Below are 21,252 nucleotides of genomic sequence, written 5' to 3' on the forward strand. Positions count from 1 at the left end.
AGTCTGCTTGTACCACATCTGCGTCAGCCGCCAGGTCTGGCCGCGGCCCCAGACTTCCTGCACCGAGCTGAGCTGGCCGGCGCGCGGGTCGCTGATGCGGTCGTTGGACAGGTTGTTGCCGCTGCGCTCGGTGATGGTCAGCTGGAACTCGGCGCCGTGCCAGCCGAGGATCTTCTGCAGGTCCAGGTGGCTGCCCAGCGCCCACTGGTCGGTGTAGCGCGCGGTCTTGTCGTCGTTGTAGCCGCCGTGCAGGTTGCCCGCAGCCTCGCCGACGTAGTCCAGCTTGAAGTCGTAGCCCTTCTCCAGCAGCTCGCTGCGGGTACCGCCCCAGTCCCCCAGGCCCCATTTCGAATCGGCGGAAAAGGCCTCGTCGCCCTGCGCGCCACTGGCCAGCAGGGCGAGCAGCCCCAGCCCCGGGGCAAGATTGCGAGCGGTGATCATGGTGGCTATTCCTCCTGGCAGCCTTGAAGCGGAAAAGCGCCACCCGGCCCGCCTCCCCAGGGTGCGAGCCGCATGGCCAAACGAAAACTGTAGAACAGGGGCCGGCGCACCGCTCTGGCACGGCCGTTCCCCATTGTCGTGCGGCCTTGAGACAGCGCTATCTTTGGCGGACGAAAAAAACGCCTCGGTAAAGGCGACGCGCACGTTACTGCCCGCGAAGGCCTGTGGCCAGCCACGGGGCTGGCAATATTATTTTTCATATCCCGTAATAATCCAGCCCATACGCGAAATATTTTCCTCAATATCCTCACTTTTTCCAAGGCAATACGGGGACCTGCATGCCGGCCTGACCATGCTCGGCACTCCCCTGCAGGCCAGCCGATTGGCGGCCTGCAGCCCGGCAACGGCGTCCCGCCCAGCGAGACAGCGCTGTCCACCACCTCGCTCCGATAGCGGCTGGAAGCCCGCGCCCGGCTCCGCTACCTTGGCCGGGCCACCGACCGAGCGAGAACCCGCATGCCCCTTCCGCACCCCGCCCGAGGCGCCCATGGCCCGCGCTGATACGGTCAGCGCGCCCATACCGCGCATCGACGAAGAGCTGACGCTGAAGAAGCTGGAGGTGTTCCTGGCCTTCATGCGCACCGGCAACCTGGCCCGCGCCGCCGCCGAGCTGGGCACCAGCAACGTCAGCGTGCACCGCGCCATCCATTCCCTGGAAAGCGCCCTGCGCTGCCCGCTGTTCAAGCACGAGGGGCGCACCCTCACGCCGCTGGAGAGCGCCTTCGTGCTGGAGGAGCGCGCGCAGAAGCTGGTGCAGGACGTCAACGAGACGGTGCGCCTGACCCGCGAGGCCGCCGGCTTCTCCGCCGAGCGCTTCAAGCTCGGCGCGCTCTACTCGCTGACGGTGAAGACCGTGCCGCAGCTGATCATGGGCCTGAAGCTGCGGCGCAGCGAGCTGAACATCGACCTCATCCTCGGCTCCAACGTCGACCTCTTCTACCAGCTGAAGAACATGGAGCTGGACGCCATCCTGGTGTCGCTCAACGAAAGCGTGGCCGACCCGGACTGCGAGCAGTTGCCGCTGTTCTCCGACGACATCTTCCTCGCCGTGCCGGTGGATTCGCCCTACGCCGAGCTGGCCGAGATCGACCTGGCGAGCCTGAAGGAGGCGCCCTTCGTCACCCTGGCCCAGGGCTTCGCCACCCACCAGGACGGCGTGCGGGTGTTCCGCCAGGCCGGCTTCGAGCCGCACATCGCCATGCAGGTGAACGACATCTTCACCCTGCTCAGCATGGTCAGTTCCGGGGTCGGCTACGCGCTGCTGCCCAAGCGCATCGAGGCGGTGTACGAGAACCGCGTGAAGCTCATTCCGCTGCAGGCGCGCTACCGCCTGCAGCAGCGCATCGGCGTGGTGTTCCTGCGCGCCAAGGAGCGCGACCCGAACCTGCTGGCGCTGCTCGCCGAATGCCGCATGTACGGCATGCGCCACGAGCAGGAAGCGGCGCGGGCGGGGGCCTGAGGCGCCCCGCCCGCTTGCAGCCGGCCCCTGCCTCAGCCCACCAGGCCGCGCACGCAGAAGTACAGCAGCGACGGGCCGAGCAGGCAGCCCAGGCCGGTGTGGAAGGTGGCGGTCAGCGCGCCGTAGGGCACCAGGCGCCGGTCGGTGGCGGCGAGCCCGGCGGTGACGCCGCTGACGGTGCCGGCCAGGCCGCCGAAGACCATCGCCGAGCGCGGGTTGTCCAGCCCCAGCAGGCGCGCCGAGACCGGGGTGAAGACCATCACCAGGATCGCCTTGATCAGCCCGGTGGCGATGGACAGCGCCATCACGTCGGAACTGGCGCCCAGCGCCGCGCCGGTGACCGGGCCGACGATGTAGGTGACAGCCCCCGCACCTATGGTGGTCATGCTCACCGCGTCGCGATAGCCGAACGACCAGGCCACGATCACCCCGACGATGAACGGCAGGATGGTCCCCAGCAGCAGCGACACCGCGCCGATCAGCCCGGCCTTGCGCGCCTCGGTGGCCTGCACCTCGAAGGCCGTGGCGACGATGGCGAAATCACGCAGCATGGCCCCGCCCATCAGGCCGATGCCGGAGAACAGCGAGAGGTCGGCCAGGCCCTTCTGCCCACCGCTGAGGGTGCCGCCGACCCAGGCCAGCACCAGGCCGATGAGGATGGCGATGGCCGAGCCGTGGACGCGGCCGAAGGTCAGGTGGCGGGAAATCAGCACCGACACCCACATGATCACGCCCACCACCGCGAAGGCGGTGACCAGGCCGTTATGGATGAGCGCGTTCTCGACGATCTGCCACATCTCAGCGCCCTCCCGCCGGGGCGGCGCCCAGGTCTTCGGCGCGGTCCTCGCGCGGTAGCGGCTCGCCGCGGTGGGTGCGGCTGATCAGCGCGATGGTCGCGCCGCACACCAGCACCGAGCCGATCGCCGCCAGCAGCGCCACCGGGCCGCCGTGCAGGGCGGTGACCACGTTCTGCTGGGCCGCCATGGCCACCACCACGGGAATGTACATGGCGCCCCAGAAGCCCACGCCGAACTCGCATTCCTTGCTCAGGCCGCCGCGCTTGTGCATCGCCAGGCGGGCGAAGATCAGCAGCAGCATGGCGATGCCGACGCCGCCGACGTTGGATTGCACGCCGAGCAGCACGCCCAGCAGGTCTCCCAGGATCACGCCCGCGAGCGTGCATGCAGACAGTAGAGCGACACCGTAGATGATCATTGTTGTTGTCCTCGGTTGGTCGTTGGGGTTGGGGGTAATGGGACCGGTTCAGGGGTCGCGGCGTTCCTCCTCGCGCAGCAGCGCGTCCAGGGTGTCCGCGCGGGCGCCGTCGAAGGCGATGGCGGCGGCGCCGAAGCAGGGCCTGGCCAGGCCGGTGAGTATGCGCCCGGGCGGCAGCTCCAGGTGCAGGCGGGCGCCGCGCTCGTAGGCGCTGCGCAAGGTGGCGCGCCACTCCACGCGGCGCGCCATGTTGCCGGCCAGGTCCGCGGCAAGCGCCGCCGGGTCCATGACCAGGCGCGCCGTGCTGCTGCTCAGGTAGCGCAGCCGCGGGCGGCCCAGGCGCACGCCGGCGAAGGCCTCGGCCAGGCGCGCGGCGGGTTCGGCCAGCAGCTCGCAGTGCGAGGGCACGCTGACCGCCAGGCGCTTCGCCGCGCTGGCGCCATGGGCCCGGGCCAGTTCGGCGATGGCTTGCAGGGCCTCGTCGCTGCCAGCCACCACCAGTTGCCGTTCGGCGTTGATATTGGCCAGGTAGACCGGGCGTTCGGCGCTGTGCACCTGGGCCAGCAACGGCTCCAGTTGTGGCTGCTCCAGGCCGAGGATGGCGCTCATGCCGTAGCCGCTGGGCCAGGCCTGCTGCATCAGTTCACCGCGCAGGGCGACCAGGCGCAGGGCGTCGGCGTAGTCCAGGGCACCGGCGACCACGGCGGCCGGATAGGCGCCGATGGACAGTCCCGCCACCAGCGCTGGCCGGTGCCCACGCGCGGCGAGCAGGCGTGCCGCGGCGACGCCGGCGATCAGCAGGCACAACTGCACGGCGCGGGTCGAGGCCAGGGCCTCGGCGCTTTCCAGGCTGGCCATGGACTGGCCGAGCACGTTCGCCGCCTCTTCCAGGCAGGCACGCACTTCCGGCTCGCCGGGCAGCGCCGAGAGCATGCCGGGGTACTGCGCGCCCTGGCCGGGGAAGGCGAAGAGGCTGCTCATGCGGCCACCTCGGCGCGCGCCCAGGGATCGGCCAGCAGGACCGGCGCGTGGTCGCCCTTGACCATCACCCGGGCGCCCTCCCCGGCCCATTCGGCCAGGGCCAGGCCACCGGTGGGGGTCTGCAGTTGCAGGTCGATGCGGCAGGCGGCTTGGTTCAGTTCGGCGAGCAGCGCGCGGGCCGCGTCGCGGGAAAACGGCTGTGGGGTGCGCAACAGCAGGTCGAGGTCGCTGGCGTCGTGCAGCACCGGCACACCGGTGGCCAGCTCGAAGCCGGCGCCGCCGGTGACGCCCCAGGCCAGGCCGGTGGCGTCCAGCACTGCGCGCACCTGGCGCAGGGCCTGCCAGGCGGGCAGTTCGCGTTGCGGCGCGACCTGGCGCAGCACCTCGGGCGTGGCGCAACGCATCACCACTTCCAGCGGCAGCCAGCCGGCCCAGCGCTGCTCACGGCTCCGCCCGCGCAGGCCGACGGCCACCCAGCCATCCCGTGCCGGCGCGCGGCGCACGACAACCGGCCAACCGGCTGCCAGCACTTCGCTCGCCCAGGCCGGAGCGTCCTCCAGTAGATGCTCTGCCCCCATGCCCCAGAGCAGGTCATGGGCACGGAAAAGGTCGGGAGCGGGCCCGTCCCGGCGTGGGCCCCGCTGTGAGCTTTCGACGATGGCCATGGCCCGCTCCCGAGTTCTCACCACTGCTCGCGCAGCAGTTCGCGCACGCGGCTGGAGGCCGCGCGGTTGGCCGCGCCGAGGCGGCCGCGAAGGTCCCGCGGGGCGCCGGCGATGTCGTCCAGGGCGCGGCGCAGGCTGGCTTGCACCTGGGCCACATCCGCGTCACCGGGCGCTTCTATGGATGGCACTTCCAGGCTGTCCCAGAGCAGGCCCAGGGAGGCGTAGCTGTCGATGTCGTAGGCCATCGGCGGCACCGTGGCGGCCAGGCGCTCCAGTTCCTCGACGCTACGCAGGGTGATGCGCGCGGCGGCGGCCTTGCCCATGGCGTGGACCATCACCCCGGCGTCGCGCAGGGCGATCAGGCGGTTGGCCTGGTAGCCGTGGGCGAGGAAGGCGCCGGACATGGCCTTGCCCACCAGCAGGCCGACCACCGGGTGGCCGGCGAGGCGCGCGCGGGCATAGGCGTCCACCGCCGCCGCCAGGGCCTGGTGGATGCCCAGGGCCTCCTCGCGGCGGCCATAGGCCTGGCTGGGCACGTCGACTATCGCCACCAGCGCGCGCTTGAGCGGCGCATCGCGGTCGGCCTCGATGGCCTCCTCCACCGCCGCCGCCAGGCGCCAGCCTTCCAGCAGGCCGACCTCGCCGTTGCGGGCGCGGGGGAAGGCATCGTTCGCATCCGGCACCACCGCCAGGTAACGCAGCGGCTGGCCGTCCAGCTCGGCGTCGGCCACCCGCAGCGAGGCGCCGTCCTGCGGGCGCGCGGGCTGTTCGCCGGCCAGGGCCTGGAACCAGGCCAGGCCGCGGGAAACTGTTGCTTGGCTCATTGCGCGTCTCCTTGGTTCAGGCCCTGGTACAGGCAGCGCACGCCGGCGGCGTCGATCTGTTCGCGGGTGTCGAGGCTTGCCAGGCGCGCCAGGAAGTCCGCCACCCGGCGGCTGCGCGGCCGTGCCGGCAGGCCCTTGGCGAAGTACTCGCGCACCGCGCCGTGCAGGGTCGCCACGTCGTCGGCCAGGCAGGCGTCGGCCAGGCCGCTGGCGGCGCGTTGCTCGCCGCCGGTGAGGCTCCAGATGAACGGCCGGTCGCGGGAGTCGTATTCCTCGATGCCGGCTTCCTGCTCGATCACCTGCGGGCCGTTCAGCCCCAGGCGCGCTTCGCGGGTGACCAGCACGTAGCTGCACAGCCCGGCGGCGATGGACATGCCGCCGAAGCAGCCGACCGGGCCTGCGACCAGCGCCACCACCGGCTGGTAGCGCTGCAGGTCGACGATGGCCGCCTGGATCTCGGCGATGGCCGCCAGCCCCAGGTTGGCCTCCTGCAGGCGCACGCCGCCGGTTTCCAGCAACAGCAGGGCGCGGGTGGGGATGCCGTTGCGGTTGTCCTCGGCGGCCAGTTCCAGGGCGCCGGCGATCTTCGCCCCGCCGACCTCGCCCATGCTGCCGCCCTGGAAGGCGCCTTCGATGGCGGCGACCACGGCCGGCTGGCCGTCCAGGGTGCCGCGGGCGATGACCACGCCGTCGTCGGCCTGGGGCACTATGCCCTGCCCTTCCAGCCAGGGTGACTGCACCCGGGCGAAGGGGTCGATGAGTTCGCGGAAGCTGCCGGCGTCCAGCAGCTCGCGGGCGCGCTGGCGGGCGGAGAGTTCGGTGAAGCTGCGCAGGGCCAGCAAGCGGGCGACGTTATTCATGGCCAGCTTCCTCCAGCGCCTGTTCCAGGCGCAGGCGCACCACCCCGGGGGTGGCGCCGAAGTCGTGGATGCAGAGTTGCGCGGCCGGCGCCGGCACGGCGACGAACAGCCGTTCGAAGAGCTGCTGCCAGCGTGGCGCGCTGCCGTTCACCGAGGTCACCACCTCGATGCTCAGGGTGGCGTTCGGCGCCGGTTGCAGCAGCACCTCCAGGTCGCCGGAACCGACGCAGCCCACCAGGGCGCGGCCGCGCACCGAGGCGGCGGCGGGGAATTCGAAGGACAGGGTTTCCATGGTCAGAGGCTCCCGGCCCACCCGCCGAGCGCGGCGGGCAGGCGATCCAGAAAGAGACAGGCGGCCAGCAGGTCGGCGGCGCCGCCAGGGGATGCGTTGAGCGCCAGCAGCGCGCGGTCCAGTTCGCGCAGCGCGCGGCGCCCGGCCAGGCTGGCGCTGCCGCCGACGTCGAGCACCGCCCGCGCGCCGCCCTGCATGGCCTGCAGGCCGGGCTGGCCGGCGCGGTGCAGCACGCAGGTGTCGTCCAGCACCGCCATGATCGCCAGCAGCGCGTCGAGCCGGGCGTTCTGCTCGCCGGCGCCGGCCGCGCGGCTGCGCCGCAGTTGCGGCAGGCCGTGCAGCACCACGCGGGGGAAGCCCAGTTGCGCTTCCTCACGGGCGCCGCCAACGCCGTAGCGCCGGCGCACCTTGTCGCCGTGGCTGTTCAACTGCGGTTGCATGCGGTCGGCCAGCAAGGCGATGCGCCCGGCGCGGGCGGCCACCGCCTCGGCCTGCGGCTGCGAAGTGTCGAGGGCGGCGGCGGCGCTCAGCAGGCCCAGGGCCCAGATGGCGCCGCGGTGGGTGTTCACCCCGGCCGTGGTGCGCAGCATTTCCGCCTCGCCTTCGCGGCCCAGGCGGCCCAGGCTTTCGCGCAGCGGCAGGCCGACTTCGCCATGGGCCCGCGCCGCTTCGGCCATGGCCTGGAAGCACGGCCACAGGCTCAGCGCCGAGGCCTGCATCAGGCCCAGGTGCAGGTCGCCGTGCGCACCACTGCCGCGGCGGTCCACCAGCGCCGGCTTGGGCGACAGCTCGGCCTCGTCGATCAGCGCGTCCACCGCCAGGTCGGCCAGGCATTCGCCCAGGCCGACGCGGGGTTCGAGTTCGTATGCCTGGGCCATCACCAGCTCCTGAAGCGCGCCGGCGGCTCGTACAGGCCACCGGACCAGTCGACCAGTTCGCCGATGCTCTTGGCCGCGAGCAGTTCGCGGCTGGCGTCGGCGCGGCGGATGCCCAGGTCCTCGGGCAGCGCGATCAGCCCTTCGCGGCGCATCCGCTGGGTATCCTTCGGGTCATGGCGCAGGCCGATGGGGCTGATGCCGGCCACCGCGGCGATCATCGCCCGGCGTTCCTCCAGCGAGCGCGCCTTGTACAGGTAGGCGATGCCTTCCTCGGTGAGCACGTGGGTGACGTCGTCGCCGTAGATCATCACCGGCGCCAGCGGCATGTTGGCCTTGCGCGCCACGTCCACGGCGTCGAGCTGCTCGACGAAGGTCGGTTTGCCGCCGTCCTGGAAGGTCTCGACCATCTGCACCACCAGCTTCTTGCCGCGCGCCAGCAGGGCCTCGGGCTCCGGCCGCATGTCCAGCCAGGCCGGGGTGGAATGCCGCCGCCCGCGCGGGTCGTGGCCCATGTTCGGGGCGCCGCCGAAGCCGGCCAGGCGGCCACGGGTGACGGTGGAGGAATGGCCGTCGCCGTCCACCTGCAGGGTGGCGCCGATGAACAGGTCCACCGCGTACTGCCCGGCCAGTTGGCAGAACATGCGGTTGGAGCGCAGCGAGCCGTCGCGGCCGGTGAAGAACACGTCCGGGCGCTGGGCGATGTAGCGTTCCATGCCCAGCTCGGTGCCGAAGCAGTGCACGCTTTCCACCCAGCCGCTCTCGATGGCCGGGATCAGCGTCGGGTGCGGGTTGAGCGTCCAGTGCCGGCAGATCCTGCCCTTCAGCCCCAGGGACTCGCCGTAGGTGGGCAGGATCAGCTCGATGGCCGCGGTGTTGAAGCCGATGCCGTGGTTCAGCGACTGCACGTTGTGCCGCTCGTAGATGCCGCGGATCGCCATCATCGCCATCAGCACGTGCACCGGCTTGATGTGGCGCGGGTCGCGGGTGAACAGCGGCTCGATGTAGAACGGCCGGTCGGCCTCGACCACGAAGTCGATCCAGCTCGCCGGGATGTCCACCCGCGGCAGGTCGCGGGGGTCGTCGACGATGCGGTTGACCTGGGCGATGACGATGCCGTCGCTGAAGGCGGTGGGCTCCACCAGCGCCGGGGTGTCCTCGGTGCTGGGGCCGGTGTAGAGGTTGCCCTCGCGGTCGGCGACGAAGCCGGCGACCAGGGCGACGTTGGGGATCAGGTCCACCACCAGGCGCGAGTACAGCTCGATGTAGGTGTGGATGGCGCCGATCTCCAGCAGCCCGTCCTCCAGCAGCTGGCCGATGCGCAGGCTCTGCGGGCCGGAGAAGGAGAAGTCGAGCTTGCGCGCGATGCCCAGCTCGAACAGGTCCAGGTGCTCGGGGCGGCCGACGCTGGGCATGATCATGTGCAGGTCGTGGACCTTGCCCGGGTCCACCCGGGCCAGGCTGCGCGAGAGGAAGTCGGCCTGCTTCTGGTTGTTGCCCTCCAGCACCACGCGGTCGCCCGGGGCGATCAGCGCCTCCAGGGCCCGCACCAGGTGCTCGCGCGGCAGCACCGCGCCGTCGGCCAGGTGGCGCACCCGTTCGAGGCGGCGCGCCTTCTCGGCGCGGCGCCGCGACCACTGGGGCGGGGGGGATGTCTGGATCATCGGTACCTCCACGAACGCTGCTGTCGTGGACGCACCTTAGGGACCCGGCGGCGGGGGCATCAATCAAGCCCGGAGCATGATTGTTACTCTGAGCGTAACGTTTGACCCAGCCTGCCAACGGTTCCGCGCCATGGAACCGCTGTGCATTGCCCGCCGGGCCCTCTCCGGATTCTGCTGAAAACGCGCCGACAGTCCCGCCAAGGGGACAGGCGGACCCCGCGAACAACAACCAGAATCAGGAATCCGCGCCGTGCACACCCCACTCAGCAAGCAGTCGCTGTTCCCCCTCGTCGCCCTGCTGGCCGCGCCCCTGGCCGCCCAGGCCGACGGCTTCCCCGGCATCGCCCGCATCGCCTCGGGCTTCGGTTACTACAACGTGGACAAGGGCTTCGACGACAAGGCCAGGGTCTACGGGACCCTCGACGCCTTCGCCGACTACCACGACTCCGGCCACCACTCCGGCTGGCGTCTGGAGGGCGGCGGGGCCTGGACCAACAAGCTGGGCCTGTACCTGCGCAAGGCGCTGGACGAGGACACGGTGCTGGAGGCCGACGTCGAGGAAGGCTTCAACCTCAACGGCCAGGCCCTGGACCAGCACTGGAAGCAGGTCGGCGCGCTGCGCCTGGCGCTGGTGGCGCTGCGCACCCGCCACTACGGCAAGCTGGAATTCGGCAAGACCTACAACATGAGCACCCCGACCTACGCCGACCCCTTCCTCGCCGTGTACGGCTCGCCCTACACCTTCCTCACCCTGCCGCCGCGCGGCAAGGGCGCGTACTACCTGGACGTGCGGCCCAAGCACACCCTCGCCTACACCACCCCGAGCTACCACGGCTTCAGCGTCGGCACGGCCATGACCTTCGGCTTCGACGACGCCGCCAGCGCCGGGAAGACCGTGCGCGGCAAGGGCGTGAGCCTGCAGTACCGCGACAGCCGGCTGATCCTGCTCGGCTCCTACAACGACTACCTGAGCGACCCGTGGGACGACGGCGGGCGCAGCCGGCAGACGCACAACGCCTTCAAGAGCGCCTCGGCGTTCTACGACTTCGGCCCCTTCTCCTCCAACCTCACCTGGCAGCGCCAGGACGTGGACTACCCCGGCACGCCGAGCATGACCGCCTGGACCCTCGGCTTCATGCTGCCGGTGGGCGAGCACGACCTGGCGCGGCTGGTGGCCACCCGGCGCAACCTCGACAGCGGCGAGCAGGACGCCACCGGGGTGATGCTCGGCTACGACCACTTCCTGCGCCCGAACCTGGCGCTGTACGGCCGCGTGGCGCTGATCGACAACCAGCGCCAGGCCGCCGTGAGCTACGCCGGCATCCCCGTCGAGCAGGCCGGCGACGACCCGTCCAGCGTGGCCATCGGCATCTACTACCACTTCTGAGCGCGCGCGGTTCCACAGGGTGGAACCACCGCGCATTGCCCCGTCACGGCGCCCGCGCTTTGCTGGTAGCCATCCGAGCCGGCGGCCCCGCCGCCGGCAACCGCCAACAAGACCGGACTCCAGTCCGGCTACCCCGGGAGAGCCCCCACATGTCCCTCCACGCTCACATCCTCGCCTGGCTGAACGACAGCGCCGCGGAACTCGCGGCCCTGCGCCAGGACATCCACGCCCACCCCGAACTGGGCTTCGAAGAACGCCGCACCGCCGACCTGGTGGCCGACCTGCTCGGCCAGTGGGGCTACGAGGTGCACCGCGGCGTCGGCCGCACCGGCGTGGTCGGCGTGCTGCGCAACGGCGACTCGCCGCGGCGCCTGGGCCTGCGCGCGGACATGGACGCGCTGCCCATCGAGGAAGCCACCGGCCTGCCCTACAGCAGTTGCCACCACGGGCGCATGCACGCCTGCGGCCACGACGGGCACACCGTGATGCTGCTAGGCGCGGCGCGCTACCTGGCCGCCACCCGCAACTTCCAGGGCAGCCTGACACTGATCTTCCAGCCCGCCGAGGAAGGCCAGGGCGGCGCCCTGGCGATGCTGGAGGACGACCTGCTGCAGCGCTTCCCCTGCGACGCGCTGTTCGGCATGCACAACATGCCGGGGCTGGAAGCCGGCCACCTGTGCTTCCGCAGCGGGCCGATGATGGCCTCGCAGGACCTGCTGGAAGTTCGCATCGACGGCGTCGGCGGCCACGGCTCGATGCCGCACCTGAGCGTCGACCCGCTGGTGGCGGCGTCCAGCGTGGTGATGGCGCTGCAGACGGTGGTGGGGCGCAACGTCGACCCGCAGCAGGCGGCGGTGGTCACCGTCGGCGCGCTGCAGGCCGGCGAGGCGGCCAACGTCATCCCCCAGCAGGCGCTGCTGCGCCTGAGCCTGCGCGCCCTCGACGCCAAGGTGCGCGAACAGGTGCTGGAGCGGGTCAAGGCGATCATCCACAGCCAGGCGCAGAGCTACGGCTGCACGGTGCAGGTCGAGCACCGCCCGGCCTACCCGGTGCTGGTCAACACGGCGGAGGAAACCGCCTTCGCCCGCGAGGTCGGCATCGAGCTGGTGGGCGCCGACGAGGTGCGCGAGGCGCCCACGGTGATGGGCAGCGAAGACTTCGGCTGGATGCTCCAGCGCTGCCCCGGCAGCTACCTGTTCATCGGCAACGGCGCCGGGGCGATGGTGCACAACCCGGCCTACGACTTCAACGACGCCATCCTGGTGCGCGGCGCCGCCTACTGGGCGGCGCTGGCCGAGCGCTGGCTGCGCCCCTGAGCGCCCTTCCCCCCTGCCACCTCCCTCACCCAGCCGCGCGCCCGCCCCGGGCGCGCCAGGAGCACCCGTGATGCAGACCTCTTCCCGCGCCGTGTCGCGCAACCACCAGGTAGCGGCCGCGGTCATCGGCAACGCCCTCGAGTGGTACGACTTCATCGTCTATGGCTTCCTCTCCAGCCTGATCGCCCGGCTGTTCTTCCCCGCCGAGAGCGCCTACGCCTCGCTGCTGATGGCCCTGGCCACCTTCGGCGTGGGCTTCTTCATGCGCCCGGTGGGCGGCGTGCTGCTGGGCATGTACGCCGACCGCAAGGGGCGCAAGGCGGCCATGCAGCTGATCATCGCGCTGATGACGGTGGCCATCGCGCTGATCGCCTTCGCCCCCGACTACGCCGCCATCGGCGTGGGCGCGCCGGCGCTGATCGTCATCGCGCGCATGCTCCAGGGCTTCGCCACCGGCGGCGAGTACGCCAGCGCCACGGCCTTCCTGGTGGAATCCGCGCCGGCCAACCGCCGCGGCCTGTACGGCGCCTGGCAGCTGTTCGGCCAGTGCCTGGCGGTGTTCGCCGGCGCCGGCATGGGCGCCCTGGTCACCCACAACCTGTCGCCCGAGGCGCTGGACGCCTGGGGCTGGCGCGTGCCCTTCCTGCTCGGCCTGCTGATCGGCCCGGTGGGCCTGTGGATGCGCCGGCACATGGAGGAGACCGAGGACTTCGTGCGCGCCAGCAGCCAGGAAAAACCCGTCGGCCTGCGCCAGGTGCTGCGCGAACACCGCCGCGCGGTGCTGGTGACCATGGGCTCGACCATCAACGGCACCGTGGCCTTCTACGTGGTGCTGGTGAACATGCCGACCTTCGCCCACACCCAGCTCGGCCTGCCGCTGGACCAGGTGTTCATGGTGCAGATGCTGGCGGTGGCGCTGATGACCCTGATCATCCCCGTCGCCGGCGCCCTCTCCGACCGCTACGGCCGGCGCCCGGTGCTGTTCGCCGGGGTGCTGGGCTTCACCCTGCTGGTCTACCCGCTGTTCGCCTGGGTGGCCGGCGCGCCGAGCATCGGCAACCTGCTGGTGATGCAGCTGGTGCTGTGCAGCCTGATCGGCATCAGCTACGGCCCGGCGCCCACCGCCGTGGCCGAGCAGTTCCCCACCCGCGTGCGCTCCACCGGCCTGGCCCTGGCCTACAACGTGGCGGTGATGCTGTTCGGCGGCTTCGCCCCGTTCATCGTCGCCTGGCTGACCCAGGTCGGCGGCACCCCGGTGGCGCCGGCCTGGTACGTGCTGGCGGCCTCGCTGATCGGCCTGTTCGCCCTGGCCTTCCTGCGCGAGGGCGCCCCCGAGGCGCTGGCCCGCCGCCGCGCCCGCGCTACCCTTTCCCCCACTGCCCGGAGCCTCTGAATGACCGTGATGACCGCGTCCCACGCCACCCCGCTCGACGAGGACATCGTCGCCCTCGACGCGCGGCCGCTGTCGGAAGCCATCCGCAGCCGCCAGGTCAGCTGCCGCGAGGTGATGCAGGCCTACCTGGCGCAGATCGACCGCTACAACCCGCGGGTCAACGCGCTGGTGTCCCTGCGCCCCGCCGAGGAACTGCTGCGCGACGCCGACGAGCACGACCGCCTGCTCGCCCGCGGCCACTGGCGCGGCTGGCTGCACGGCATGCCCCAGGCGCCGAAGGACCTGGCGGCCTGCGCCGGGATGGTCACCAGCATGGGCTCGCCGCTGTTCGCCCACCAGGTCACCGCCCACGACGCCTACGTGGTGGAACGCGCGCGCCGGGCCGGGGCCATCTTCGTCGGGCGGAGCAACGTGCCCGAGTTCGGCCTGGGCTCGCACACCTACAACACCGTGCACGGCATCACCGGCAACGCCTACGAGCCACGCCTGAGCGCCGGCGGCAGCAGCGGCGGTGCCGCGGTGGCGCTGGCCCTGCGCATGCTGCCGGTGGCCGACGGCAGCGACATGATGGGCTCGCTGCGAAACCCGGCCGCCTTCAACAACGTCTACGGCCTGCGCCCGTCCCAGGGCCGCGTGCCCTTCGGCCCGTCCAATGACCTGTTCGTCCAGCAGCTGGCCACGGAAGGCCCCATGGGCCGCAGCGTGGCCGACGTGGCGGCGCTGCTGCGCACCCAGGCCGGCCATGCCCCGGGCGCGCCGCTGTCGCTGCGCGGCGGCGACGACCTCGACGGCCCGCTGGAGCGCGACTTCCGCGGCGCGCGCATCGGCTGGCTGGGCGACTTCGACGGCTACCTGGCCACCGAGCCGGGGCTGCTGCAACTGTGCGAGGCGGGCCTGGCGGACTTCCGCGCCCTGGGCGCCGAGGTCGAGCCCTGCCGCCCGGACTACGACATGGCGCGCCTGTGGCACTGCTGGCTGGTGCACCGCCAGTGGCTGGTGGCCGGCAGCCTGGCCCCGGCCTACGCCGACCCGGCGCTGCGCCGGCAGCTCAAGCCGGAGGCGATCTGGGAAGTGGAGTCGGGACTGGGCCTGGGCGCCGCCGACGTCTACCAGGCCTCGCTGGACCGCAGCGACTGGTATCGCGCCCTGCAGAAGCTGTTCGAGCGTTACGACTACCTGCTCCTGCCCAGTGCCCAGGTGTTCCCTTTCGATGCACAACTGGCATGGCCGGATGCCATCGCCGGCCGCCCGATGGACACCTACCACCGCTGGATGGAAGTGGTGATCGGCGCCACCCTCGCCGGGCTGCCGGCGATGAACGTGCCGGTAGGCTTCAACCCCGCCGGGCTGCCCATGGGCGTGCAGATCCTCGGCCCGGCGCAGGCGGACCTGGCCGTGCTGCAACTGGCCCACGCCCACGAACGGCAGACGCGCTGGGTCGCCCGGCGGCCGCCGGCGCTGCTCGATGAACGCTGAGGCGCGCGGCCCGCTCGGGCATGGCACGCATCCTGCCTCCCCAGTGCCGACAGCACTGGGTACATGGGGAACGGCGATGCAGGGGAAAGAGGAAGGCAGCACGGTGCGCTCGGTGGAGCGCGCCCTGGCGATCGTCGAGCTGCTCGGCGAGCACGGCTCCCTGGGGCTGGAGGAACTGCACTACCTCACTGCCCTGCCCAAGGCCACCGTCTCGCGCCTGCTGCACACCCTGCAGGAGCAGGGCTGGCTCTACCGCGGCCTGTGCGACCGGCGCTACCGGCTGAGCTCGCGGCGGTTGTTCGGCGACGCCGACGAGCGCCGCAGCCGGCGCCTGGTGGAGGAAGCCGCGCCGCTGCTCAAGGCGCTGAGCGAGCGCACCGGGCTGGTGGCCGACCTGTCGTTCTTCGACGGCGCCGACCTGCGGGTGATGGAAAGCTCGGTGCCCGAGCGCCTGCGCAAGCGCTACCCGAGCAACCGCATGATCGTCGGGCTCAAGGCCAGCCTGTTCCACTCGGCCATGGGCCAGGCCTGCCTCGCGGCGCTGGACGAGCAGCACGTGCGCAACCTGGCCGAACGCCACGCGCTGCAAGGCGAGGAACTACTGCAGTTGCACGAGCGCGCGCACCACCGCGGCTTCGGCGAACGCACCGAAGGCCACTGGGAATACTCGGTGCGCCTGCCCTTCCTGATCCGCGCCATCGCCCTGCCGGTGCGCGCCGGCGAACGCCTGCTGGGCAGCGTCGCGCTGCACTGGCCGCAGGACCAGGGCAGCGTCGAGCAGGTGCGCCGCCAGTACCTGGGCAGCCTCGGCGACACCATCGAGCAGTTGCAGCGCAGCCTCGCCTGAGGCGCGCTCAGGGCGCGCCGAACATCGCCGTCCAGTAGATGCCGGCGTCGCTCTTCGGGTCCACCGCGTAGGCCGCGCCCAGCTCGCGGTACTGCGGGCTCATCAGGTTGGCGCAGTGGCCGGGGCTGGCCAGCCAGGCGTCCACCACCGCCCTCGCGGTGCCCTGCCCGGCGGCGATGTTCTCGCCCACGGAACCGGCGCTGTAGCCGCCCAGCTCGGCGCGGTCGCCCGGGGTGCGGCCGTCGCGGTCCAGGTGGGAGAAGTAGTTGCCGTTGGCCATGGCGCGGCTGTGCTCCTCGGCCACGCTGCCCAGCACCGCGTTCCAGCCCAGCGGCGCAGCCTTGGCGAAGCCCTGCCCGCCACACTGGCGCGCCTGCCCGCGCGCGGCGTTGACCGCCTGCAGCAGCTTCTGCCCCTCGGCCTGCCAGTCGCCCAGCTTGCCCTGCAGCAGCGGCCGCGCCAGCACCACGCGCCAGTCGTTGCCTTCGCGGCTGACGCCGACCTCGATGAACTGCGGGTCCAGCAGCACCTGGCAGAAACTCTCCTGCAGCGCCGCCATGGCCGCCTGGGCGTCCTTCGGCCCGCTGAGGCTGAGCATGCGCGCGCTGCTCATCGGGTAGCCGGTGGCTTTCAGCGCCGACCGCCAGTCGGAAATGCCCGGCGCCAGGACCAGGCGCGAGTCCTGCCCCAGCGGCGGCAGCGCCTCGCTGGCCCGGCCGGCGCAGGCCTGCGGCTGGCTGCGGTAGGCGTTGATGGCTTCGAGCAGCGGCTCGGCCGCCACGGCATGGCCGGCGCCGGCCAGCAGCGCCAGGGACGGCAGGAGGCATCGCAGAACGGACGGCAACACGCGCATGTAAGGCTCCCCTTGGTGGACTGGCGGACATGATGCGCGATCCCGCGGGTTTTCGCTGCCCCCTGGCGCACCCCGGGCGCCCGGCGAATAGATGGCACTTTCACATCACGAAACAATGATGGCAAAATGACGCCAATGAATCGCCATGTGCAGGGAAGCCAGGTTGCAGTCGGTCACGTCCTTCGTCTCGCGTTATGCCCGCCCGATCCTCTTCGGCCTGGCGGTCGCCTTCATCGCCCTGTGCGACCCCTTCGGCCTGGCCAGCTCCTCCAACGCCGCCTCGGCGCGCTGGCTGAACCGCCTGTTCGCCGAGCGCTACCCGGACAGCGGGCAGCGCCAGGTGGTGGTGCTGCTGGTCGACGACGCCTACCTGCAACGCCACCAGGCCTACTGGCCGCTGCCCTACAGCGAGCAGAGCAAGCTGTTCAAGCGCCTGCTCGCCTACCAGCCCGGCGCGGTGTTCGTCGACCTGCTGTACAGCCATGACCACTCCCGCGCGGTGCCCGGCCAGCAGCCGCTGATGGAGAGCCAGTTGCTGGCCAACGTGTTCGAGCGCTACCAGCGCCAGGACATCGCCCTGCTGCTGGCCAACACCGGGTTGCCGGGCGGCGTGGACGGCGCGGTCAACGCGCTGCCGCGCTTCGCCGCGGTCAGCCGCCCGGCGCTGGTGTCCTGGAGCGGCTTCGGCGACCAGTACCCGCTGGCCCTGCAGACCCCGCTGGGGCCCCTGGAAAGCCCGGCCCTGGGCCTGTACCGCGAATACTGCCGGCGCCACGCCTGCCCGGCGCTGCCGGCCGACGCCGAGGCTGCCGCGCAACTGCCGGCCATGGCCCTGCAGTGGGGCCTGAAGCTCTCGCCGCTGCAGGAACACATCTCGGCCATCGGCCACTGCAGCGCCCCCGGGGTGTTCCGGCAGATGCTCCAGGCGATGTTCTGGAAGCTCGGCAACTCGGCCCAGGCCACCTGCCCGTACAGCCTGACGCTGACCGCCAGCGACCTGGAAGCCACCGCCGACGAGGACCGCGCCCTGCTGCGCGAGTTGCTGCGCGGCAAGCTGGTGCTGGTCGGCGCCAGCATCGCCGGCACCGGCGACCTCACCCTGTCGCCGCTGCACGGCAAGATCCCCGGCGTATACCTGCACGCCATGGCCCTGGACAACCTGATCGCCTGGGGCCCGCATTACTACCGCGACCCACCGGCGCTGGCCGACTTCAGCCTGGGCTCGGTGAACCCGCTGGACCTGGCGCAGCTCGCCCTGCTCGGCCTGATCGCCCTGCTCAAGTTCCTCCAGGCGCGGCCCGCCGGGCGCTGGCCGCACAACCCCTGGTTGCGCTCGCCGCTGGCCGGCCTTGCGCTCATGACCCTGCTGCTGGCGGCGCTGAGCTATGCGCTGTACCGGCTGAACATGACCCCGGTGAACGTGCTCGGCATCCTCCTGCTGTCGCTTTCGTTGTTCGCCGAGAAGATCCAGGAACGCCTCGGGCGCAACGCCTGATGAGGCTTCGGAAACCGCCCGACTCAAGGAGTCCAGAGATGAGCAAGACCTCCCTATTCCTGCTTTGCGCCCTGTTCAGCCAGAGCCTGTTCGCCGCCAGCCAGGTGGTGGGCTACCTCGACGACACGGTGGAACTGCTCGACGACCAGGGCAAGCTGCAGCGCGCGGTGCCCAGCGCCAGCCTGCCGCAGCAGGCGCTGCCGGTGCTGCAGTACGACAGGGAACTGGACCTGGTGGAGGTCGAGGTGAGCGGGCAGAAGGTCTGGCTGGACAGCATGGCGGTGCGCGTCGACCCGCCGCTGCACGTGGTCGACCTGCCCTGCGGGAAACTCACCCGCAGCCAGGCCGAGGACCAGCAGAACAATTCCACCATCGGCTTCGGCGCCGGGTGCAAGAAGTGAGGGCGGTGCGCATGAAGACCCCGCTGCTGGCCCTGCCGCTGCTCGCCCTGCTGGCCGGCTGCCAGACCCTCGACGGCGCCCACAAGGCGGCGCTGAACCTGATCGGCCCCTCCACCCAATCGCGGGTGCAGGGCCACTACCTGGACCAGGCCGAGGTCCGCGAGTACTACCGGCTCGACCCGCAACGCGCCAGCCAGCAGCGCCTGAGCTTCGACGGCCGCACCCTGCCGGCCAGCGAGATCCGCCAGCAGAACCTGGTGCAGATCCCCGAGCTGCAGGCCTACCTGCAGGGCATCGTCGAGCGCCTGGCCAAGGGCTGGCCGGGCGAGGCGCCGAAACTGCAGGTGCGCATCACCGACAGCTATGCCTTCGGCCCCTCGGCCGACCCCTTCGGCACCCTCTTCGTGCCCCTGGGCATGCTCGACAACGTCGAGAGCGAGGACGAGATCGCCGCCATGCTCGGCCACGAGATGAGCCACGTGCTGCTGCGCCACCACGACCGCCTGGCCGCGTTCCAGCAGCAGAAGGAGCTGATGCTCAACGTCGCCACCACCGTGGTGGTCGCCGCGGTGGCCGCGGACACCGGCGTGGACCGCAGCACCGGCCGGCTCAGGCTGGTCAGCAAGGACCCGCTGGGCACCCAGAAGACCATCGGCAATACGCTGCTCTACACCGCCCTGGCCAACAGCTTCTCGGACAACGTCTGGAGCACCGCCTGGGGCCGCACCCAGGAAGACCAGGCCGACCTGCTGGGCACCGACCTGATGATCCGCGCCGGCTACGCGCCGCGCGCCGCCAGCGTCAGCCTGCAGCGCCTGGGCGATTTCCAGGGCAAGCAGGAACCGCTGCTCGGCGGCTTCCTCAAGGCGCGCCAGGGCGCCATGCAGGAATCGTTGCAGCAGTTCGACCTGAACCGCTTCAGCCGCGAGCTCGACACCCTGCTCGACCAGGGCCTGGGCACGGCCATCTCGGCCACCGGGCAATACTTCACCCGCTCGCACATGTCGCCCACCGACCGCGACGAGGAACTGCGCAAGTACCTGCACCGCGAGTACCGCCAGCAGGCCCGCGCGCGGGTCGACCGGCGCAGCTGGCCGCAGGTGCGCGACTCGGCGACGGTGCGCGCCTCGCTGCAGGGCTACAAGGACGCCTACGCCGCCACCGCGGCGCTGGAGCAGAAGCAGCCGGCCCAGGCCCAGGCCTTCATCGCCCGCGCCCTGGCCTCGCCGGTGGGCAACCAGCCCGGGGTGCGCCGCGCCGCCTTCAATGTCCACCTGGACCGCGGCGACGGCCGCGCGGCGCTGGCCGACCTGGAGTCGATCCAGGACTGGTCGCTGGCCGGGCCGTCGATCTACGACCTGATGATCAGCTACCACCTCAAGCGCAACGACCCGCAGGCGGCGCTGACGATGATCGACAAGGCCGAGCGCAACCTGGGCTCGGAAGAACTGTTCATCACCGAGAAGCTGCTAGCCAACCGTCAGCTCAAGGCCGACGACCAGGTGCAGTTCGTGTTGCGCAAGTGCGAGCAGTACCCCAGCCGCAAGGAAAGCTGCCGCAAGCTGGTGCCCCGCTCCGTCTGACGCCCCCGGCATCGCCGGTGGCCGGGCCGCCGGCGATTGCATGACCTGGAGCAACGCCGGGCGCCGATTCGTGAGCTGAAAACACAAATCAATTGCCGCGGGGCCGGTTTTTCCGGCCCCGGGCCCTGGCTATCCTGCCGGCCATCCACAGCTTTCGGAGCCCCTGCCATGAAAAACATCCTCCTGCTCAACGGCGGCAAGCAGTTCGCCCACTCCAACGGCCAGTACAACGCCACCCTGCACGAGGCGGCCCTGGCCCACCTCGACCACGCCGGCTTCGACGTGAAGGAAACCTTCATCGACGGCGGCTACGACATCCAGGAAGAGGTGCAGAAATTCCTCTGGGCCGACGGGGTCATCTACCAGATGCCCGGCTGGTGGATGGGCGCGCCCTGGACCGTGAAGAAGTACCTCGACGAAGTCTTCACCGCCGGCCACGGCAGCCTCTACGCCAACGACGGCCGCACCCGCTCCGACGCCTCGCAGAGGTACGGCAGCGGCGGCCTGATCCACGGCAAGCGCTACATGATCTCGGCCACCTGGAACGCCCCGCAGCAGGCCTTCGACGACCCCGGCGACTTCTTCGAGGGCAAGGGCGTGGACGCGGTCTACTTCCCCTTCCACAAGGCCAACCAGTTCCTCGGCATGAGCCCGCTGCCGACCTTCCTCTGCGTGAACGTGATGAAGGAGCCGAACATCGAGGCGGACGTGGCGCGCTACCACAGGCACCTGGACGAGGTGTTCGGCCGGCGTTGAGGCAGGGTCTGCCCCATCCGCGCCGTTCACCTGTAGGAGCGCACCCTGCGCGCGAAATCGCGGGCAGGGCCCGCTACTACATGATGGGGCCCCGCTTTTCGTAGGATCGAGGGGGACACCTAGTTCTTGCTCGCGAACCTTGGGCCTGTGCTCCGATCTCCATCCCTCGTCATTGAAAAGACGTCGGGCTTGGGTGTAGCGCGCCGCTCCGAGTGCGTTGATGTTTCTTGTTTCGCCCCCTCGGGCGAGTCACTTCTGTCAATCGCCACAAAAGTAACCAAAAAGGCTTGCCCCGCATACGGGCCCGATAAAGCCGGGCTACCCTCACGAACTCCCCCGCCACGGAGGCCCGCCCCGAGGGTACGTCCCTGTAGCCCATCGGGGCTCTCGCGACATCCATGTCGCATGA

Annotated in this window: 21 protein-coding genes; 10 read left to right on the top strand and 11 right to left on the bottom strand. The window is 71.0% G+C overall.

Annotated elements, in window-relative coordinates; all coding sequences use genetic code 11:
* Positions 1-441, bottom strand: a 441-nt coding sequence (locus DK254_RS17280; RefSeq protein ID WP_177412090.1) for a carbohydrate porin, incomplete at its 3' end; no start/stop codon positions are given.
* A gap of 547 nt (positions 442-988) precedes the next feature.
* Between DK254_RS17280 and DK254_RS17285 the strand changes: the two genes are divergently transcribed.
* Entirely contained in the window at positions 989-1,960 is a 972-nt protein-coding gene (locus DK254_RS17285; RefSeq protein WP_109934767.1) for a LysR substrate-binding domain-containing protein, read from the top strand.
* A gap of 32 nt (positions 1,961-1,992) precedes the next feature.
* On the opposite strand, the gene madM is transcribed toward DK254_RS17285, so the two are convergent.
* The 9 genes from madM to mdcA are packed head-to-tail and all read right to left on the bottom strand — an operon-like array spanning position 1,993 to position 9,336.
* Entirely contained in the window at positions 1,993-2,757 is a 765-nt protein-coding gene (madM, locus tag DK254_RS17290) for a malonate transporter subunit MadM (protein ID WP_043314735.1), read from the bottom strand.
* 1 nt (position 2,758) lies between these two features.
* Positions 2,759-3,175 (bottom strand): malonate transporter subunit MadL, encoded by a 417-nt coding sequence (gene madL / locus DK254_RS17295; protein ID WP_089394891.1) that lies wholly within the window; start codon positions 3,173-3,175, stop codon positions 2,759-2,761.
* A gap of 48 nt (positions 3,176-3,223) precedes the next feature.
* Positions 3,224-4,156 (bottom strand): malonate decarboxylase subunit epsilon, encoded by a 933-nt coding sequence (gene mdcH, locus DK254_RS17300; protein ID WP_109934768.1) that lies wholly within the window; start codon positions 4,154-4,156, stop codon positions 3,224-3,226.
* The gene (locus tag DK254_RS17305) at positions 4,153-4,821 is read right to left on the bottom strand and encodes a malonate decarboxylase holo-ACP synthase (protein WP_109934769.1); all 669 of its coding nucleotides are present in this window, start codon (positions 4,819-4,821) and stop codon (positions 4,153-4,155) included. The genes mdcH and DK254_RS17305 overlap by 4 nt, the downstream gene beginning before the upstream one ends.
* 17 nt (positions 4,822-4,838) lie before the next feature.
* Positions 4,839-5,645: a biotin-independent malonate decarboxylase subunit gamma gene (mdcE, locus tag DK254_RS17310; protein WP_109934770.1), complete on the bottom strand. Its 807-nt coding sequence runs from the start codon at positions 5,643-5,645 to the stop codon at positions 4,839-4,841.
* Entirely contained in the window at positions 5,642-6,505 is an 864-nt protein-coding gene (locus DK254_RS17315) for a biotin-independent malonate decarboxylase subunit beta (RefSeq protein WP_109934771.1), read from the bottom strand. Before DK254_RS17315 ends, mdcE begins: the two co-directional genes overlap by 4 nt.
* Positions 6,498-6,797, bottom strand: coding sequence for a malonate decarboxylase subunit delta (locus tag DK254_RS17320; protein WP_109934772.1), 300 nt, complete (start codon positions 6,795-6,797; stop codon positions 6,498-6,500). Before DK254_RS17320 ends, DK254_RS17315 begins: the two co-directional genes overlap by 8 nt.
* A 2-nt stretch (positions 6,798-6,799) precedes the next feature.
* Positions 6,800-7,675, bottom strand: coding sequence for a triphosphoribosyl-dephospho-CoA synthase (locus DK254_RS17325; protein ID WP_109934773.1), 876 nt, complete (start codon positions 7,673-7,675; stop codon positions 6,800-6,802).
* Positions 7,675-9,336 (bottom strand): malonate decarboxylase subunit alpha, encoded by a 1,662-nt coding sequence (gene mdcA / locus DK254_RS17330; RefSeq protein WP_109934774.1) that lies wholly within the window; start codon positions 9,334-9,336, stop codon positions 7,675-7,677. Before mdcA ends, DK254_RS17325 begins: the two co-directional genes overlap by 1 nt.
* Positions 9,337-9,586: 250 nt before the next feature.
* Between mdcA and DK254_RS17335 the strand changes: the two genes are divergently transcribed.
* The 5 genes from DK254_RS17335 (at position 9,587) to DK254_RS17355 (ending at position 15,755) form a co-directional block, all read left to right on the top strand.
* Positions 9,587-10,723, top strand: a complete 1,137-nt coding sequence (locus DK254_RS17335) for a porin (protein WP_109934775.1) — start codon at positions 9,587-9,589, stop codon at positions 10,721-10,723.
* A gap of 149 nt (positions 10,724-10,872) precedes the next feature.
* Positions 10,873-12,039, top strand: coding sequence for a M20 aminoacylase family protein (locus DK254_RS17340; RefSeq protein WP_109934776.1), 1,167 nt, complete (start codon positions 10,873-10,875; stop codon positions 12,037-12,039).
* A 70-nt stretch (positions 12,040-12,109) separates the two neighbouring features.
* On the top strand, positions 12,110-13,432 hold the full coding sequence (locus tag DK254_RS17345) for a citrate-proton symporter (RefSeq protein ID WP_089394901.1): 1,323 nt from the start codon (positions 12,110-12,112) through the stop codon (positions 13,430-13,432).
* A 9-nt stretch (positions 13,433-13,441) separates the two neighbouring features.
* On the top strand, positions 13,442-14,908 hold the full coding sequence (locus DK254_RS17350; protein ID WP_109935772.1) for an amidase: 1,467 nt from the start codon (positions 13,442-13,444) through the stop codon (positions 14,906-14,908).
* A 76-nt stretch (positions 14,909-14,984) separates the two neighbouring features.
* Complete coding sequence (locus tag DK254_RS17355) at positions 14,985-15,755, top strand: IclR family transcriptional regulator (RefSeq protein ID WP_109934777.1); 771 nt, start codon at positions 14,985-14,987, stop codon at positions 15,753-15,755.
* Between the two features lie 7 nt (positions 15,756-15,762).
* Here the strand turns inward: DK254_RS17355 and DK254_RS17360 are convergent, their stop codons facing one another.
* Positions 15,763-16,608, bottom strand: coding sequence for a CAP domain-containing protein (locus DK254_RS17360; protein WP_109934778.1), 846 nt, complete (start codon positions 16,606-16,608; stop codon positions 15,763-15,765).
* 145 nt (positions 16,609-16,753) lie between these two features.
* Here DK254_RS17360 and DK254_RS17365 point away from each other — a divergent pair, with 145 nt between their 5' ends.
* The 4 genes from DK254_RS17365 to DK254_RS17380 all read left to right on the top strand — a co-directional run bounded on the left by DK254_RS17365 (position 16,754) and on the right by DK254_RS17380 (position 20,843).
* Complete coding sequence (locus tag DK254_RS17365) at positions 16,754-18,103, top strand: CHASE2 domain-containing protein (RefSeq protein WP_109934779.1); 1,350 nt, start codon at positions 16,754-16,756, stop codon at positions 18,101-18,103.
* Between the two features lie 38 nt (positions 18,104-18,141).
* Positions 18,142-18,504 (top strand): hypothetical protein, encoded by a 363-nt coding sequence (locus DK254_RS17370; RefSeq protein ID WP_109934780.1) that lies wholly within the window; start codon positions 18,142-18,144, stop codon positions 18,502-18,504.
* An 11-nt stretch (positions 18,505-18,515) separates the two neighbouring features.
* The gene (locus tag DK254_RS17375) at positions 18,516-20,087 is read left to right on the top strand and encodes a M48 family metallopeptidase (protein WP_109934781.1); all 1,572 of its coding nucleotides are present in this window, start codon (positions 18,516-18,518) and stop codon (positions 20,085-20,087) included.
* Positions 20,088-20,255: 168 nt separating this feature from the next.
* Positions 20,256-20,843: an NAD(P)H-dependent oxidoreductase gene (locus tag DK254_RS17380; RefSeq protein ID WP_109934782.1), complete on the top strand. Its 588-nt coding sequence runs from the start codon at positions 20,256-20,258 to the stop codon at positions 20,841-20,843.
* Positions 20,844-21,252 lie beyond the last annotated feature (409 nt).

This window comes from Pseudomonas sp. RW407 (assembly GCF_003176655.1).
GTDB classification, from domain to species: domain Bacteria; phylum Pseudomonadota; class Gammaproteobacteria; order Pseudomonadales; family Pseudomonadaceae; genus Pseudomonas; species Pseudomonas delhiensis.